Source organism: Pseudomonas sp. GL_103 (assembly GCF_057835175.1).
In genome coordinates this window covers 4,687,931-4,704,912 of record NZ_CM174420.1, presented here as the reverse complement: position 1 = coordinate 4,704,912, position 16,982 = coordinate 4,687,931, and the positions used below count along the sequence as shown (strand labels likewise).

Genomic DNA, 16,982 nt, shown 5'->3' with positions numbered 1-16,982 from the left:
AGAGTGATGCGCTGCGCGGGTTTGATGTGCAGTTTACACGCCGCGATGTTGAATGACTCGTCAGTCACCACTGACGAACGGTCATCCAGATCATGAGCGATGGTCACTTGACAGCTTTGCCGGCGTTTTTGGAGGTGCCCTTGCGCCCGATGAGCATCAACCGCCAGGTTCGCCTAGGCGACTTTCTTTTCACCGGAGAGTAACGAGGAATCCATGAAGGTTCTTGTAGCTGTCAAACGCGTTGTGGATTACAACGTCAAGGTTCGCGTCAAGGCGGACAATTCCGGCGTCGATCTTGCCAACGTCAAGATGTCGATGAACCCGTTCTGCGAAATCGCCGTGGAAGAAGCCGTACGCCTGAAAGAGAAGGGTGTTGCGACTGAAATCGTCGTCGTCTCCGTAGGCCCGTCCACCGCTCAAGAGCAACTGCGCACCGCGCTGGCTCTGGGTGCCGACCGCGCCATCCTCGTCGAGTCCGCCGAAGACCTGACTTCCCTGGCTGTTGCCAAACTGTTGAAAGCTGTTGTCGACAAGGAACAGCCTCAGCTGGTGATCCTTGGCAAACAGGCCATCGACAGCGACAACAACCAGACTGGCCAGATGCTTGCTGCATTGAGCGGCTACGGTCAGGGCACGTTCGCGTCCAAAGTCGAAATCAACGGCGACAGCGTTGCTGTCACCCGTGAAGTCGACGGCGGCGCGCAGACGGTTTCCCTGAAATTGCCGGCCATCGTCACCACCGACCTGCGTTTGAACGAGCCGCGTTATGCGTCTCTGCCAAACATCATGAAAGCCAAGAAGAAGCCTCTCGAAGTGCTGACTCCGGACGCTTTGGGCGTTTCCACCGCCTCCACCAACAAGACCCTGAAAGTCGAAGCGCCGGCTGCACGCAGCGCGGGTATCAAGGTCAAGTCGGTGGCTGAACTGGTCGAGAAACTGAAAAACGAAGCGAAGGTAATCTAATCATGACTATCTTGGTAATCGCTGAACACGACGGCAAAGCAGTGGCCCCGGCCACGCTGAACACCGTGGCCGCTGCTGTCAAAATCGGCGGCGACGTGCACGTACTGGTTGCAGGTCAGGGCGTTGGCGCCGTGGCTGAAGCCGCTGCGAAAGTCGCTGGCGTGGCTAAAGTGCTGGTGGCCGATAACGCTGCCTACGCTCACCAGCTGCCGGAAAACGTCGCTCCTCTGGTTGCAGAGTTGGGCAAGGGCTACAGCCACATCCTGGCTGCCGCTACTTCCAACGGCAAAAACATCCTGCCGCGCGTTGCCGCTGCCCTGGACGTTGACCAGATCTCCGAGATCATCTCGGTAGAAAGCGCCGACACCTTCAAGCGCCCGATCTACGCCGGTAACGCCATCGCTACCGTTCAGTCGAACGCTGCGGTCAAGGTGATCACCGTGCGTGCCACCGGTTTCGACCCGGTTGCCGCTGAAGGTGGTTCCGCTGCCGTTGAAGCCATTGCTGCTGCCCACGACGCTGGCATCTCCAGCTTCGTTGGCGAAGAACTGGCCAAGTCCGATCGTCCGGAACTGACCGCTGCCAAGATCGTCGTTTCCGGCGGCCGCGGTATGCAGAACGGCGACAACTTCAAACACCTGTACGCCCTGGCCGACAAGCTGGGCGCTGCCGTCGGTGCTTCGCGCGCCGCGGTCGACGCAGGTTTTGTTCCCAACGACATGCAGGTCGGTCAGACCGGCAAGATCGTTGCTCCTCAGCTGTACATCGCCGTCGGTATCTCCGGCGCGATCCAGCACCTGGCCGGCATGAAAGACTCCAAAGTGATCGTTGCGATCAACAAGGACGAAGAAGCGCCGATCTTCCAGGTGGCCGATTACGGCCTGGTGGCGGACTTGTTCGAAGCCATCCCTGAGTTCGAGAAGCTGGTCTAATCCGGCTGCTTCACTTATAAAGAGCCCGGCCTTTTGGTCGGGCTTTTTTTTGTTCCGGATTTGAATGGGAGTGTGATGCCATGGATCTGCGTCGCCTGTGCGGCTGGTCGTTGCTGCTGGGACTGTCGGCTATGCCGGCGCTGTCTGTCGCCGCAGGTAAATGCGAACGCCTGGTGGTCACCGGCAGCCCGGATGCGCAACCGTACCTGTGGCAAGACCCGCAGAATCCCAAATACCTGATCGGTGCCAGCGCCGATTTGCTGCAGCAAGTGGCGGGGGAGTTGGGGCTCAAGGTCGAACTGCTTTATGCCGGCAAACGCGCCCAGGCCCTGGACGAAGTACGCAGCGGGCGCATGGACATGCTGGCGGACGCGACGTTGACCGTCAGCGAGCTGGAGACCCTGGACTACATCCATCCAGCCTTGCTGGAAAACGACTACCTGGTCTGGACTCGCAAGGACTCGACCCTGGTCTACAACGAAGCACAGGACCTGCACGGCCATCCCGGTGCCGTGTCGGAAAAGGCCCGAATGACCGCTCAATTCAGCACCTTTGCCGGACAGCAACTGACCCTCACGCGCACGTCCAACCTGACCCAGGCCTTTCAGACACTGCTGTTGGGCGAGGTCGAGTTTGTACTGGCAGGGCGTTACTCGGGCATGGCGACTGCACAGACACTGGGCATGGCCGCTGATCTGATCGCACGCTCGCAACCGGTCGACAAGCCTGGCCTGTACCTGGCGATTTCCCATGATTCGGCCTGCAACGATCCGTGGTTGCGCGGACAGTTGGCCAAAAAGATGACAGAATTGCCCGCGTCCGGACTGACGGAGGCCGTGCTGATGCGCAATATCGAGCGTTGGAAAGCACAACGCTCACAACCACAGCCAAGCTCCCCGCAACAACCCGTCAGTACCCCAAAACAGTAAGGATTTTCAGTGAGTATTCGACCTCTTTTCGCTGCCGTGGCCTTTGCCGCCCTGGTGGGTTGTGCAACCGATCCTGCGCCGAATGAACAGTTTCGCCTGACCGAGCAGGCACTCGAACAGGCCAAGGCCGTGGGCGCCACGGCAGACGATGTGCCGGAAATGAAACTGGCCGAAGACAAGTTCAATCGCGCCAAGGGCAACATGACCGATCAATCCTTCAAAAACGCACGCATGCGGGCCGAACAGGCCGAACTCGATGCGCGCCTGGCTGAAGCCAAAGTGTTGACGGCCAAGAGCGAGGAACAGTTGAACGTGCTCAACACCCGCATCGCCCGCCTGCGCAAGCAACTGGGAGATGCCCAATGAGCCTCAAGAGCAAAGCCCTCGGCGGTTTGATCCTGGCAGGCTGCGCGAGCCTCTTTGGCTGCGCCAGCCAGCACAGCGAGTCCGCCTTGCAGCAGGCCGGTGCTGACTTCCAGAAGGTCAAGGAAGACTCGAATGTGCTGCGAATCGCCCCCAAGGACGTGATTCGCGCCGGTGAGTCCCTGGCCCGTGCCGATCGCCTGTCCAGCTATTGGGGCAGCGGTTCGGACGTGGTGCATTACGCCTACCTGAGCCAGCGCTACAGCGCTATTGCCCGGGAGCACACCAATGAGGTGCTCAACGAAGAGCAGGCGGCGAAACTCGAACTGGAACGGCAGCGTCTGCAACTGGCACTGCGTGAATCCAAACTGTTCAGCGTGCAGCAGCAAGGCAAATGGCTCGAGGAGCAGATCCTGGCATTGACCACCAGCCAGACCGACCGCGGGTTGGTAATGACATTGGGCGACATGCTGTTCGACACGGGCGAAGCGGAGTTGAAACCGTCGGCCAACCGTGTGGTATTGAAGATCGTGCAGTTCCTGCAACTCAACCCCAAGCGTGTGGTGCGGATCGAAGGTTATACGGACAGTACCGGGGGTAAGCAGGAAAACCTCAAGCTGTCCCGCGACCGCGCGCAATCGGTGGCTGACGTGCTGATGGACCTGGGCATCGACGACAAGCGCATCCAGGTCGAAGGTTATGGCGACGAGTACCCGGTGGACGCGAACGCGTCGGAACGGGGCCGGGCGCAGAATCGTCGGGTGGAAATTGTGTTTTCCGACGAAAAGGGCCAGCTCGGCGCCGCCCGGTAGGAGCCTGCGATCTTTTGATCTTGCTCTTGATACTCAAGTGGGCCTGGAAAGATCGCAGCCTCGTTTCACTCGACAGCTCCTACAACCCGACCTGCCATGCAGCGCCGGGTTTTTTTATGCCTGCCGATTACCGCACAAAACAGTACAGATTTTGCTGACACTGCACTGTACGGTCGACTATTGTGGCAACTGTCCCCGTACACTTCTAAACTGTTCCGGTATTGTTTCACACAAGAATAAAATGCCCGTGAAATCGAGTGCTGCGTCATGACCAATCTTTTGCTCTATCAACGTATTGCTCAACAACTGGCCGAAGACATCCGCCGTGGGGTCTATCAGCCGGGGGAGCGCGTGCCTTCGGTGCGCAAGATGAGCTCGCAGCTCAATGTCAGCCATGCGACGGTGTTGCAGGCGTATGCCAATCTCGAGGATCAGGGGCTGATCCGCGCCCGGCCGCAGTCGGGTTACTACGTGCACCAGACACCGGCACTCACCGCGCCGACGCCGGACATCGCCCGGGTCGAGCGCCCCGGCCTGGTCACCCGCAGCAGCATCATTCAACAAGTCCTGGTCGAATCCCGTCGTGAAGGTGTCTTCCCGCTGGGCGCTGCGGTGCCGAGTGTCGACTATTTACCGGTGCGGGCACTGCATCAGCAATTGGCCAAGGTCACCCGTTTCCATAGCCCGCGGGCCTTCAGCTACATGTTCAGCCCCGGTTTCGAGCCGTTGCGCCGACAGGTGGCGATCCGCATGCGCGATGCCGGCGTGGTGGTCGATCCGTCGGAAGTGGTGATCACCCACGGTTGCGTCGATGCGCTGCAGATGTCCTTGCGTGTGCTGACCCGCCCGGGCGATCTGATCGCGGCCGAGTCGCCGACCTATTACGGCTTGCTGCAACTGGCCGACCTGCTGGGCCTCAAGGTCATCGAGATCCCCAGCGATCCTGCCACGGGCATGAGCCTGGAAGCCCTGCAACTGGCGGCCAACCAATGGTCGATCAAGGCGTTGGTGTTGACCACCCGTCTGAGCAATCCATTGGGCGGCACCATGCCGGAGGAGCGGCAGAAACAATTGCTGCGCCTGGCGTCGGACTTCGATATCCAGGTTGTCGAAGACGATATCTACGGTGAGCTGATGTTCGAGCAGGGGCGCACCAAGTCCCTCAAGGCCTACGATCGGCTGGACCGGGTGATCTATTGCTCGAGCTTCTCCAAGACCCTGTCGCCCGGCGTGCGGATCGGCTGGATGATTGCCGGCAAGTATCAGCAGGAAATCCAGCGCTTGCAGACCTTCAGTACGCATTCCGCGTGCAGCGTGACCCAGATGGGCATTGCCGCGTACCTGGAAAATGGCGGGTACGACCGGCATTTGCGCTTCATCCGTCAGGAATACCGGAAAAACCTCAGTGCCTTCCAGCTGGCCGTGCAGCAGTATTTCCCTGAAGGCACGCAGATGACCCGGCCTACCGGCGGCTTCATTCTGTGGGTCAGCCTGCCGGGGCGGGTCAACACGCAAGAGTTGCACGTGCGGGCATTGCAGCAGGGCATCAGTATCGCGCCGGGACTGATCTTCAGTAATACCGAGCAATTCAATCACTGCATCCGGCTCAATTGCGGCATCCCGTGGAACCGTGAAGCCGAGCGCGCATTGATGACCCTGGGCATGCTGGCCACCCAACTCTGCCAGGAAATGGCTGGCGGTTTGTAACAGGCTGCGACTGCGCTTGTCTTGTGGGCTGCAACAGGCGAGCATATGCATCTCTGCCGTTTGCACCCACCGTTGGATACATGAAACCGACTTTTCCTGCCGCCTGGCTTTTGCTCTGCCTGATTGCGAGTATTCAGCCGGCGTCCGTCGTGGCCGCTACCGAGCAGGATCAGACAACCGGCAGTTTCCACGTCGCACCGATAGAAACCGCACCTGCGAAAAAAGCCTCGGCGGCCAGTAAGCAGGCTGCGCCCGTGAAAAAGCGTCCACCCATTGCCTCCAAATCGAAGCCGGCCAGCGAGGTGGTAAAGACTGAGCTTCCATCTGCCAAACTGGATCTGAGCTTGCCCAAGGATATGGTTCAAGAGCTCAAGCCGGTCGGAACGGTGCCGTTGGTCAGGCGCGAACCTTTGTTACCCCAGATGTTCGGTGACAAAAGCGGCAACAGCGAGTTCCAGCTCAACGGCCGCCTGCTCAGCAACGAAATGCAGCTGCAACTGCGAAATGAAGAGCGCCACGAGGTCGAAGGCGCGGCACTGGATTTCGAGTTCAAGCAGTAACCCCGTCAGGATCCACGAGCCGCAGGCCAGACGCTTTGTCGGAGACTGGCCGGTCATGCCCGTTTGCGTTGAAAAACCCGCTCGCAGGTAATTTAAAACAACTGTTTAAGCGGGTACTCTGTGCCCCGTCCATTAACACATTGCTCGTCGCGAGGAGCTTGTCGTCATGAAATGCCGTGAGGGCTGTGGCGCTTGTTGCATTGCCCCTTCCATCAGTTCGCCGATTCCCGGTATGCCCAATGGCAAGGCCGCGGGGCAGCGTTGCCTGCAACTTTCCTCCGATAACCTGTGCAGTATTTTCGGCCAGCCGGAACGGCCTGCGGTGTGTTCTGCCTTCGAGGCCGACCCCGAGGTGTGCGGAAGCAGCAGCGAAGAAGCCATCCGGTTGATTGGCTGGTGGGAGCAAATGACGGCGGCGTGATGTGTGGGCTTGCACCTCCGATCACCTCCGAAAAACCTGAAGGTGATCGGAGGTGCAAGCCCAACGGACGGAACTTCAACAATAAGGAATAAGACTATGGGTTCGCTGCATCGTATGGCTGTGCTGTGTGGTTTGACGGTTGTGCTGGCTACCTCGACGGCCCAGGCCGAAGACTGGAAAGTCAAAAAAGACGAAGACGGCATCAAGATCTCCCTGAGTGAAGTGGCCGGCTCCGACTACAAGGCCTACCAGGGCGTCACGCTGATGAAGACCACCATGGCCAAGCTGCGTGCGTTGCAGGAAGACGTCCCTGGAGCCTGCGCCTGGATTCACGAATGCAAAACCCAGAAGCTGCTCAAGCACGAAGGTGACCAGAGCTGGACCTACACTCAGTTCAACACCCCGTGGCCGGTTACTCCCCGTGATTCGGTGTTGCACATCACCACCATCGAAGGCGCCGATGGTAGCCTGACCCGCAAGCTCGAAGGCGTGCCGAAATACATTCCTGAAGAAAAAGGCTTCGTCCGGGTCGCCAAGGTCGACGGTTTCTGGAAGTTCGTACCCAAGGGCGACCAGATCGAAGTGACCTATCAGGTGCACACCGAACCGGGCGGCAGCGTGCCGTCGATGGTGGCCAACAAGTTCGTGGTGGATGCCCCGTTCAATACCTTGAAAGCCCTCAAGGAACGCGCCGAGAAGTAACTGTGTCGCTCTTTTGAGGTGACTTCGTAACGCCCCGGCTCGATCGGGGCGTTTGCGTTTTTGACCGGTGCGCAGGCTTTAATTTGTTTCCGGATATGCGTTGCACGAAATTTTCACCAGGTCTCCAAGACAATTCGCCGGCTCTCCCGTAACGCGCTGCGTATTGCTGAATGCAGGATGAAACAGTCGGGATGAGGGTAGTTATCAATGGCAATGCTGCCGTTGATCGTGCAACATTTGCGCACCGCGCAAACCCCCAGGCCTTGTACGGGCCGAAAAGAGGGCAAGGCGCAGCTGTATTTTTGAAACTTCAACTTCCAATGGGTCCTAAAACGACATGGCAATCCCGGACGCCCTGAATCAGCAGCGAGCTTCTAGTCGCCTGCTGCAACCGACCGTCAAATCGCATCTGGCCTACACGCTGTTGTGTGCCCTGGTCATGATGGTCATGTTCAGCCTGCTACGCGTCGCGCTGCTGGCTTACAACAGCTCGATGATCCTCGACACGCCGGCCTCGACCTTCCTCGAGGCATTCGCCAACGGTCTGCGTTTCGACCTGCGCCTGGTGGTCTATCTCAGTATTCCGTTGCTGCTGGCCTTGTTCAGCGCCCGGGCCATGGCCGCACGCGGGCTGTTCCGTCTCTGGCTGACGGTGGTCTCCAGCATTGCGCTGTTCCTGGGCCTGATGGAGATGGACTTCTATCGTGAGTTCCACCAGCGCCTCAACGGCCTGGTCTTCCAGTACGTCAAGGAAGACCCGAAAACCGTGGCCAGCATGCTCTGGTATGGTTTTCCGGTGGTCCGCTATCTGCTGGCGTGGGCCCTGGGTACCGTGATCCTGAGCATGGCATTCAAGGGTGCCGACCGTGCGACCCGCCCTCGTGGCCCGTTCAGTGGCGGCAGCATCGGCACACGCAAGGTAGCGCCGTGGTATGCACGCATTGGCGTGTTCGTGGTTTGCCTGCTGATCTGCGTCGTCGCGGCCCGTGGCACCTTGCGTCAAGGCCCGCCGATGCGCTGGGGTGATGTCTACACCACAGATTCCAACTTCGCCAACCAGTTGGGTCTCAACGGTACGCTTTCTCTGGTCGCCGCCGCCAAGAGCCGGATGTCCGAAGATCGCGACAATATCTGGAAAGCCACGCTGCCACAGCCACAAGCCCAACAAGTCGTGCGCGACATGCTGGTGATGGCGGATGACAAACTGGTGGATGGCGAGACCGCGGCGGTACGTCGCGATTACACCCCGCCAGCCGACAAGACCCTGCCGATCAAGAACGTCGTCGTGATCCTGATGGAAAGCATGGCCGGTCACTCGGTGGGTGCGCTGGGTGGGCCAGGCAACATCACGCCGTACCTCGACAAACTGTCGAAGGAAGGCTTGCTGTTCGATCGTTTCTTCTCCAACGGCACCCATACCCACCAGGGCATGTTCGCCACCATGGCCTGCTTCCCGAACCTGCCGGGCTTCGAATACCTGATGCAGACCCCGGAAGGCAGCCACAAGCTGTCCGGTCTGCCGCAGTTGCTCAGCGCCCGTGACTTCGACGACGTGTATGTCTACAACGGCGATTTCGCCTGGGACAACCAGTCGGGTTTCTTCAGCAACCAGGGCATGACCAACTTCATCGGCCGTAACGATTTCGTGAATCCGGTGTTCTCTGATCCGACCTGGGGCGTGTCCGACCAGGACATGTTCGACCGTGGCCTGGTCGAGCTCAAGGCACGGGAAAACGGCAAGCCGTTCTATGCCTTGCTGCAAACCCTGTCCAACCACACGCCTTACGCCTTGCCGACGCCATTGCCGGTCGAGCCCGTGACCAATCGCGGCAACCTGAACGAGCACTTGACCGCCATGCGTTACGCGGACTGGGCACTGGGCCAGTTCTTTGAAAAGGCCCGCAAGGAGCCGTACTTCAAGGAAACCCTGTTTGTCATCGTCGGTGACCACGGTTTTGGTAACGAACAGCAGATCACCGAAATGGACCTGGGCCGCTTCAACGTGCCGATGCTGCTGATCGCACCGGGCATCCAGGAAAAGTTCGGCCAGCGTGACCACACCGTGGGCACTCAGATCGACGTCGTGCCGACCATCATGGGCCGCATCGGTGGCGAAGTGCGTCATCAGTGCTGGGGACGCGACCTGCTCAACCTGCCGGAAGGCGACGCCGGTATTGGTGTGATCAAGCCGTCGGGCAGCGAGCAGACCACGGCCATCCTCACCGCAGACCAGATTCTGGTCCTGCCGAAGGACAAGGACATGGCGCCGAAGTTGTATCAGTATGAATTGGGTGCCAAGCCTCGCGCCGAAGTCATTGCTGATGTGCCGCGTACCGCCGAGTTGAAACTCAAGCTCGAAGCGTTCCTGCAAACAGCGACCAAGAGCCTGCTGGACAACACCGCTGGTGTTGTTGATGGCAAGCCGGACTAAGTTGTGACGCAATGGAAAAGAGGCCCTTCAAGGGCCTCTTTTTTTTGCCTGGCGGGTTTTTATCTTTATTAGTTACTTCAAAGGCTCCCGCAGTTTGCTCGGGCCATTCAGCAATCTGATGGAGCGTGGGTCGGGCAATTTCCTTCGCTACACTCGGTGCATCTTCCGAGAACAACAAGGCTGTCTGCTATGCAAAATCGCATGATGATCACTGGTGCAGGCTCTGGCCTGGGTCGCGAAATCGCGCTGCGCTGGGCGCGTGAAGGCTGGCAACTGGCCTTGTCGGACGTCAGCGAGCCCGGCTTGCAGGAAACCCTCAAGCTGGTCCGCGAAGCGGGCGGCGACGGTTTTATCCAGCGCTGCGACGTACGCGATTACAGCCAGTTGACAGCGTTCGCCCAGGCCTGCGAAGTCAAACTCGGCGGCATCGATGTCATCGTCAATAACGCGGGTGTAGCGTCTGGCGGGTTCTTCAGTGAGTTGTCCCTGGAGGATTGGGACTGGCAGATCGCGATCAACCTGATGGGTGTGGTCAAGGGCTGCAAGGCTTTCCTGCCACTGCTGGAAAAAAGCCAAGGCAAGATCATCAACATCGCGTCCATGGCCGCGCTGATGCAAGGCCCGGCGATGAGCAATTACAACGTGGCCAAGGCGGGCGTGGTGGCGTTGTCCGAAAGCCTGCTGATCGAGCTGGCGCATCAGGAAGTCGGCGTGCATGTGGTGTGTCCGTCGTTCTTCCAGACCAACCTGCTGGACTCCTTCCGTGGCCCGACCCCGGCCATGAAAGCCCAGGTCGGCAAGTTGCTGGAAAGCTCGCCGATCAGCGCCGCCGACATCGCCGACTACATCTATCGGCAGGTCGCCGCCGGCGAGTTCATGATCCTGCCCCACGAACAGGGCCGAATGGCCTGGGCGATCAAGCAGAAGAACCCGCAATTGCTCTACAACGAAATGACCGTCATGGCCGACAAAATGCGCGCCAAGGCCAGGCAATCCGCAAGCTGAACTTGCCCGCGGGCAACGCTGTGGTTAGGGTGGCCGCCATCGGCCATCCTCGCGAGACGCTTGCATGCTCAATTACCTGTGGTTTTTCCTCGCCGCGCTGTTCGAAATTGCCGGTTGCTTTGCCTTCTGGATGTGGCTGCGCCAGGGTAAAAGCATGTGGTGGGTGGTGCCGGCGCTCCTGAGCCTGACCCTGTTCGCCCTGCTGCTGACCCGTATCGAAGCCACCTATGCCGGGCGCGCCTACGCCGCTTACGGTGGCATCTACATCATTGCCTCAATCGGCTGGTTGGCCGTGGTCGAGCGGATTCGTCCGCTGGGTTCGGACTGGCTCGGCGTGGCGCTGTGTGTGATCGGCGCGAGCATCATCCTGTTCGGGCCGCGATTCTCCGCGTCCTGACAGATCGGCCCTACAATCAACCGACCTGTCAGACCTTTCCGTAAGTGGCGTGCGTCAGGGGCTGTCAGTCCGGTCTGGTTTGCTGTCGGAGCATTGTGGGCGTAAGGCGGGCCGGGCATCTTCAAGGGCCAGAAACCCCTGAAGGACACTCCTCATGCTCGTACTCACTCGTGTTGTGGGCGAAACCATTTCCATCGGTGACAACATTACCGTGCGCGTTCTCGCGATCAACGGAAACAACATTCGCTTTGGCGTCGAAGCGCCTCAGGACGTCAATGTGCACCGCTGCGAAATCTACGAACGCATCCAGAACAAACTGGCGAAAACCAAGGGACGCTGAAGACTTCAGTCAAACAGGTGCTTGGGTACGTCGTGCTTGAGCATCAGTTGGCATTGCTCGCTTTCCGGGTCGAAGACAATCAGTGCCTGGCCCTTGGTCAGCGCTTGACGCACACGCAATACGCGGGTTTCCAGGGGGGTGTCGTCACCATTGTCCGTGCCGTCGCGGGTCACGAAATCCTCGATCAGGCGGGTGAGGGTGTCGACTTGAAGTTGGTCGTGGGGGATCAGCATAGGCACCTCGGTTGGATCAATGGCGCGATGCTACGGCGATTGGGTGAGGACGGCCAGCCCGGGATCTTGTGTTGTCTGACAGATTGCCTTCGCGAGCAAGCCCGCTCCCACAGTTGACCGAGTTACTCCAGGAGAATGCGGTCGAATGTGGGAGCGGGCTTGCTCGCGAAGGCGTCAGGCCAGGCACCGAATATCTCAGTGTTTCAACTCAGCTCTCCGACCGCTGCCCCACCAGGCTGTCCACCGACGGCACCCGCGTGTCGCTTTCCATCTGTGTGTCATGTTCGAGCTGATGGCTGAAGCGGTCCAGTGAGCCCTTGGCCGGTTGTGCATCGCTGGCAAACACGGGCGGGCTGAGGATGTACGCACCGAGCAGGCGGCTCAGGGCGGCGAGGCTGTCGATGTGGGTGCGCTCGTAACCGTGGGTGGCGTCGCAGCCGAAGGCGAGCAGGGCGGTGCGAATGTCGTGGCCGGCGGTCACCGCTGAATGGGCGTCGCTGAAGTAGTAGCGGAACAGGTCCCGGCGTGCCGGCAACTCGTTGTCGCTGGCCAGGCGCAGGAGATGGCGCGACAGGTGATAGTCATACGGCCCGCCGGAATCCTGCATCGCGATGCTCACCGCGTGCTCGCTGGAGTGTTGGCCAGGCGCGACCGGTGCGATGTCGATGCCGACGAATTCACTGACGTCCCAGGGCAACGCCGCTGCGGCACCGCTGCCGGTTTCTTCGGTGATGGTGAACAGCGGATGGCAATCGATCATCAGTTCTTCCCCACTGTCGACGATGGCCTTGAGCGCCGCCAGCAGTGCGGCCACCCCGGCCTTGTCGTCGAGGTGACGGGCGCTGATGTGGCCACTTTCGGTGAACTCCGGCAGCGGGTCGAAGGCGACGAAATCGCCGACGCTGATGCCCATCGACTCGCAGTCGGCACGGGTGGCGCAGTAGGCGTCCAGGCGCAACTCGATGTGATCCCAACTGATCGGCATTTCATCCACTGCGGTATTGAATGCGTGCCCGGAAGCCATCAGCGGCAAGACGCTGCCGCGGATCACGCCATTGTCGGTAAACAGGCTGACCCGGCTGCCCTCGGCAAAGCGGCTGGACCAGCAGCCGACTGGCGCGAGGGTCAGGCGGCCGTTGTCCTTCACTGCACGCACCGCCGCGCCGATGGTGTCCAGATGGGCGGAAACGGCGCGGTCGGGGCTGTTCTTCTTGCCCTTGAGCGTGGCGCGGATGGTGCCGCGACGGGTCAGCTCGAAGGGAATGCCCAGTTCTTCAAGGCGTTCGGCGACGTAGCGCACGATGGTGTCGGTGAAGCCGGTGGGGCTGGGAATGGCGAGCATTTCCAGCAGCACTTTTTGCAGGTAACCGAGGTCCGGTTCGGGAATTTTGCTGGTCATGGAAACTCCTGATGAGTTGAGCGCATCGATGGTTTCGATGAGGAAGTTGTGTTGTCTGTCAGTCCGCCTTCGCGAGCAAACCCGCTCCCACACTCGACCGCATTCCAATGTGGGAGCGGGCTTGCTCGCGAAGGGGCCAGTCCTGACAACACATGGCTAAGAGACCACCGGCTGACTGTACGGAAACAACAAATCCACAAACCGCTCCGCCGTGGGCTGCGGTTCGTGGTTGGCCAGCCCGGCCCGTTCGTTGGCTTCGATAAACACATAGTCCGGCTGGTCAGCGGCGGACACCATCAGGTCGAGGCCGACCATGGGAATGTCCAGGGCCCGGGCCGCGCGGATGGCGGCGTCCACCAGCGTCGGGTGCAGGATCGCCGTGACGTCTTCAAGCACGCCGCCGGTATGAAGATTCGCCGTGCGCCGTACGAACAGGTGCTCACCGGCCGACAGAATGCTGCTGTAGTCGTATCCGGCGGCACGCAAGGTGCGCTGGGTTTCCTGGTCCTGCGGGATCTTGCTTTCGCCGCCTGTGGCCGCTTGTCGCCGCCGACTCTGGGCTTCGATCAATGCACCGATGGAGTGCTGGCCGTCGCCGACCACTTCGGCCGGCCGGCGAATGGCGGCGGCAACCACTTCAAAACCGATCACCACAATGCGCAGATCCAGGCCTTCGTGGAAACTTTCCAGTAGCACGCGGCTGTCGAAGTGGCGAGCGGCTTCTATGGCTTGCTGCACTTCCTCGATGGTGCGCAAATCCACAGCCACCCCTTGGCCCTGTTCACCATCCAGTGGCTTGACCACCACGCGCTGGTGTTCATCGAGGAAGGCCAGGTTGTCATCGGCGCTACCCGCCAATTGCTGCGCCGGCAGGTTCAACCCGGCTGCCTTGAGCACTTTGTGGGTCAGGCTTTTGTCCTGGCACAGGGTCATGCTGACGGCGCTGGTCAGGTCACTCAGGGATTCACGGCAGCGTACCCGGCGCCCGCCATGGCTGAGGGTGAACATCCCGGCGTCGGCGTCATCGACGTGCACATCTATGCCACGACGGTGTGCTTCCTCGACAATGATCCGCGCGTACGGGTTGAACGCCGCTTCCGGGCCGGGCCCGAGAAACAGCGGCTGATTGATGCCGTTCTTGCGCTTGATGGCGAAGGTCGTCAGGTTGCGAAAACCGAGCTTGGCGTAAAGGCTTTTCGCCTGGCGGTTGTCGTGCAGCACCGACAGGTCGAGGCAGGCGAGCCCGCGACTCATGAAGTGTTCGATCAAATGCCGCACCAGCACTTCACCGACACCCGGCCGCGCACAGTGCGGGTCGACCGCCAGGCACCACAGGCTGCTGCCGTTTTCCGGATCGTTGAAGGCCTTGTGGTGGTTGAGGCCCATGACGCTGCCGATGACCGCGCCGCTGTCCTCGTCTTCAGCCAGCCAGTACACCGGGCCGCCCAGATGGCGCGGAGTGAGCAGGGTGGCATCGATCGGCAACATGCCGCGGGCCTGATACAGCTGATTGATTGCCTGCCAGTCGGCATCGCTTTGCGCGCGTCGAATGCGAAAACCGCGAAACACCCGGGTCGCCTGACGGTAGTCGCTGAACCACAGGCGCAAGGTATCGGACGGGTCGAGGAACAGCTGCGTCGGCTCCAGACCCAGCACTTGCTGGGGTGCGGCGACGTACAGGGCAATGTCCCGCTCGCCGGGCTGCTCGTTGAGCAACTCTCCGGCCAGGCTCGCGGCATCGGCAAAGGTGTGGCCGATCAACAAGCGGCCCCAGCCGCAATGCACGGCAATCGGCGCCCCGCCGAGTTCACTGCCATCTTCGGCCAGACGTGCCTGCAAGCGTTCGTAGGAGGGTGACTGGCCGCGCAACAGGCGTTGGCTGAAAGCCGTGGCGTGAGGTTTCATCGGTCAGATTCCTTGTTCGCTGAGCCACAGGTTGAGGGCCGCCAGTTGCCACAGCTTCGAGCCGCGCAACGGAGTCAATTGCCCCTGTGGATCAGTCAGTAGACGGTCGAGCATCGCGGGGTTGAACAGGCCGCGATCCTGGCTGGGGTCGAGCAGCAGCTCGCGCACCCACTCCAGCGTATCGCCCTGCAAATGCTTGAGGCCCGGCACCGGGAAGTAACCTTTCTTGCGGTCGATCACTTCACTGGGAATCACTTGTCGCGCAGCTTCTTTCAAGACTTGCTTGCCGCCGTCCGGCAGCTTGAAACACCCCGGAATCCGTGCCGACAGCTCCACCAGGCGGTAGTCGAGAAACGGCGTGCGCGCTTCCAGGCCCCAGGCCATGGTCATGTTGTCGACTCGTTTGACCGGGTCGTCCACCAGCATCACCGTGCTGTCCAGACGCAAGGCCTTGTCCACCGCCGCATCGGCACCGGGCTGGGCGAAGTGGGCTTTGACGAAGTCACCGGCGGCGTCATTCGCGGTCAGCCATTTCGGCTGCACGGTGGCGGCGTATTCGTCGTAACTGCGGTCGAAAAACGCTTCGCGGTACGCGGCATACGGATCGCTCGCACCGTCCACTTGCGGATACCAGTGGTAACCGGCGAACAGTTCATCGGCGCCCTGGCCGCTCTGTACCACCTTGCAGTGTTTGGCCACTTCCCGGGACAACAGGTAGAAGGCGATGCAGTCATGGCTGACCATCGGCTCGCTCATGGCGCGGAACGCGGCGGGCAGTTGTTCGATGATTTCCTTTTCGTCGATGCGCAGTTGATGGTGCTGCGTGCCGTAGTGTCGGGCGATCAGGTCCGAATACTGGAACTCGTCCCCACGCTCGCCACCGGCGTCCTCGAAGCCGATGGAGAAAGTCGACAGATTGTCCACGCCGACTTCCCGCAACAAGCCCACCAGCAAACTCGAGTCGACGCCGCCGGACAGCAGTACGCCGACATCCACCGCCGCACGCTGACGAATCGCCACCGCTTCACGAGTGCTGTCGAGCACACGGTCGCGCCAGTCTTCGAGAGTCAGTTCCGTCTCATCGGCGTGAGGGCCGTAGGGCAGGGTCCACCAGGTTTTCTGTTCGGTGCGGCCATCGGCTTCGATGCGCATCCAGGTGGCCGGCGGCAGTTTTTCAATGCCCGCCAGCAAGGTGCGCGGTGCCGGGACCACGGCGTGGAAATTCAGATAGTGATTGAGCGCCACGGGATCGAGGATCGGGCTGATGTCGCCGCCCTTGAGCAATGCCGGCAGTGCCGAGGCGAAGCGCAGGCGCTGGCCGGTGCGCGACAGGTACAGCGGTTTCACGCCGAGACGGTCGCGGGCGATGAACAGGCGTTGGGCATCGCGCTCCCAAACGGCAAAGGCAAACATGCCATTGAGTTTCGGCAGCAAGGCTTCGCCCCAGGCGTGATAGCCCTTGAGTAGCACTTCGGTGTCGCCACCGGAATAGAAGGCGTAACCCAGGCTTTCCAATTCCGCGCGCAGTTCCGGAAAGTTGTAGATCGCCCCGTTGAAGGCCAGGGACAAGCCCAGTTGCGGGTCGATCATCGGCTGCGCCGAGCCGTCCGACAGGTCCATGATTTTCAGGCGCCGATGGCCCAGGGCAACCGGCCCCTGGCTATGAAATCCCCAGGCGTCGGGGCCGCGAGGGGCCAGGTGATGGGTGATTCGTTCAATGGCTGCAAGGTCTGCAGGTTGATGATCAAAACGTAACTCGCCAGCTAATCCGCACATAAATTCCTTACCGGTTTTTCCGTTGGGGAGGGTCGATCGATACCGCGCCAAAACAGCGGGCACTCAGAAAGTGACCCTCCTCGGTAAGGGGAGTTTTAGATCGATGA

17 protein-coding genes are annotated in these 16,982 nt (G+C 60.5%); 13 read left to right on the top strand and 4 right to left on the bottom strand.

The window, feature by feature from the left end; translation table 11 throughout:
• Positions 1-213 precede the first annotated feature (213 nt).
• From AC3IP0_RS21010 to csrA, 13 genes are all read left to right on the top strand, one after another.
• The gene (locus AC3IP0_RS21010; protein WP_150726209.1) at positions 214-963 is read left to right on the top strand and encodes an electron transfer flavoprotein subunit beta/FixA family protein; all 750 of its coding nucleotides are present in this window, start codon (positions 214-216) and stop codon (positions 961-963) included.
• Positions 964-965: 2 nt separating this feature from the next.
• A complete protein-coding gene (locus AC3IP0_RS21005) occupies positions 966-1,895 on the top strand; it encodes an electron transfer flavoprotein subunit alpha/FixB family protein (RefSeq protein WP_489316859.1) in 930 nt (309 codons plus the stop codon).
• Between the two features lie 80 nt (positions 1,896-1,975).
• Positions 1,976-2,824 (top strand): substrate-binding periplasmic protein, encoded by an 849-nt coding sequence (locus AC3IP0_RS21000; RefSeq protein ID WP_489316858.1) that lies wholly within the window; start codon positions 1,976-1,978, stop codon positions 2,822-2,824.
• 9 nt (positions 2,825-2,833) lie between these two features.
• Positions 2,834-3,190, top strand: a complete 357-nt coding sequence (locus AC3IP0_RS20995) for a DUF4398 domain-containing protein (protein ID WP_489316857.1) — start codon at positions 2,834-2,836, stop codon at positions 3,188-3,190.
• Positions 3,187-3,999, top strand: a complete 813-nt coding sequence (locus AC3IP0_RS20990) for an OmpA family protein (RefSeq protein ID WP_489316856.1) — start codon at positions 3,187-3,189, stop codon at positions 3,997-3,999. Before AC3IP0_RS20995 ends, AC3IP0_RS20990 begins: the two co-directional genes overlap by 4 nt.
• A gap of 267 nt (positions 4,000-4,266) precedes the next feature.
• A complete protein-coding gene (locus AC3IP0_RS20985) occupies positions 4,267-5,706 on the top strand; it encodes an aminotransferase-like domain-containing protein (RefSeq protein WP_489316855.1) in 1,440 nt (479 codons plus the stop codon).
• Between the two features lie 80 nt (positions 5,707-5,786).
• Positions 5,787-6,266 (top strand): translation initiation factor 2, encoded by a 480-nt coding sequence (locus AC3IP0_RS20980; RefSeq protein ID WP_489316854.1) that lies wholly within the window; start codon positions 5,787-5,789, stop codon positions 6,264-6,266.
• Between the two features lie 166 nt (positions 6,267-6,432).
• Entirely contained in the window at positions 6,433-6,687 is a 255-nt protein-coding gene (locus AC3IP0_RS20975) for a YkgJ family cysteine cluster protein (protein WP_046037440.1), read from the top strand.
• 96 nt (positions 6,688-6,783) lie between these two features.
• Entirely contained in the window at positions 6,784-7,389 is a 606-nt protein-coding gene (locus tag AC3IP0_RS20970; protein WP_489316853.1) for an START domain-containing protein, read from the top strand.
• Between the two features lie 337 nt (positions 7,390-7,726).
• Entirely contained in the window at positions 7,727-9,820 is a 2,094-nt protein-coding gene (locus AC3IP0_RS20965; protein WP_489316852.1) for an LTA synthase family protein, read from the top strand.
• A 189-nt stretch (positions 9,821-10,009) separates the two neighbouring features.
• Positions 10,010-10,825 carry an SDR family oxidoreductase gene (locus AC3IP0_RS20960; RefSeq protein WP_489325794.1) on the top strand — a complete coding sequence of 272 codons (816 nt, stop codon included), beginning with the start codon at positions 10,010-10,012 and terminating at the stop codon, positions 10,823-10,825.
• Positions 10,826-10,889: 64 nt separating this feature from the next.
• Positions 10,890-11,222 carry a YnfA family protein gene (locus AC3IP0_RS20955; RefSeq protein WP_008004345.1) on the top strand — a complete coding sequence of 111 codons (333 nt, stop codon included), beginning with the start codon at positions 10,890-10,892 and terminating at the stop codon, positions 11,220-11,222.
• Between the two features lie 154 nt (positions 11,223-11,376).
• Complete coding sequence (gene csrA, locus AC3IP0_RS20950) at positions 11,377-11,562, top strand: carbon storage regulator CsrA (protein ID WP_046042574.1); 186 nt, start codon at positions 11,377-11,379, stop codon at positions 11,560-11,562.
• Positions 11,563-11,567: 5 nt separating this feature from the next.
• Here csrA and AC3IP0_RS20945 read toward each other — a convergent pair whose 3' ends face one another.
• The 4 genes from AC3IP0_RS20945 to AC3IP0_RS20930 all read right to left on the bottom strand — a co-directional run bounded on the left by AC3IP0_RS20945 (position 11,568) and on the right by AC3IP0_RS20930 (position 16,875).
• Positions 11,568-11,795 (bottom strand): YheU family protein, encoded by a 228-nt coding sequence (locus AC3IP0_RS20945; RefSeq protein ID WP_056727184.1) that lies wholly within the window; start codon positions 11,793-11,795, stop codon positions 11,568-11,570.
• Positions 11,796-12,003: 208 nt separating this feature from the next.
• On the bottom strand, positions 12,004-13,194 hold the full coding sequence (locus tag AC3IP0_RS20940; protein WP_489325793.1) for an osmoprotectant NAGGN system M42 family peptidase: 1,191 nt from the start codon (positions 13,192-13,194) through the stop codon (positions 12,004-12,006).
• Between the two features lie 156 nt (positions 13,195-13,350).
• The gene (ngg, locus tag AC3IP0_RS20935) at positions 13,351-15,099 is read right to left on the bottom strand and encodes an N-acetylglutaminylglutamine synthetase (protein WP_489325791.1); all 1,749 of its coding nucleotides are present in this window, start codon (positions 15,097-15,099) and stop codon (positions 13,351-13,353) included.
• Between the two features lie 3 nt (positions 15,100-15,102).
• Positions 15,103-16,875, bottom strand: coding sequence for an N-acetylglutaminylglutamine amidotransferase (locus tag AC3IP0_RS20930; protein WP_489325790.1), 1,773 nt, complete (start codon positions 16,873-16,875; stop codon positions 15,103-15,105).
• Positions 16,876-16,982 lie beyond the last annotated feature (107 nt).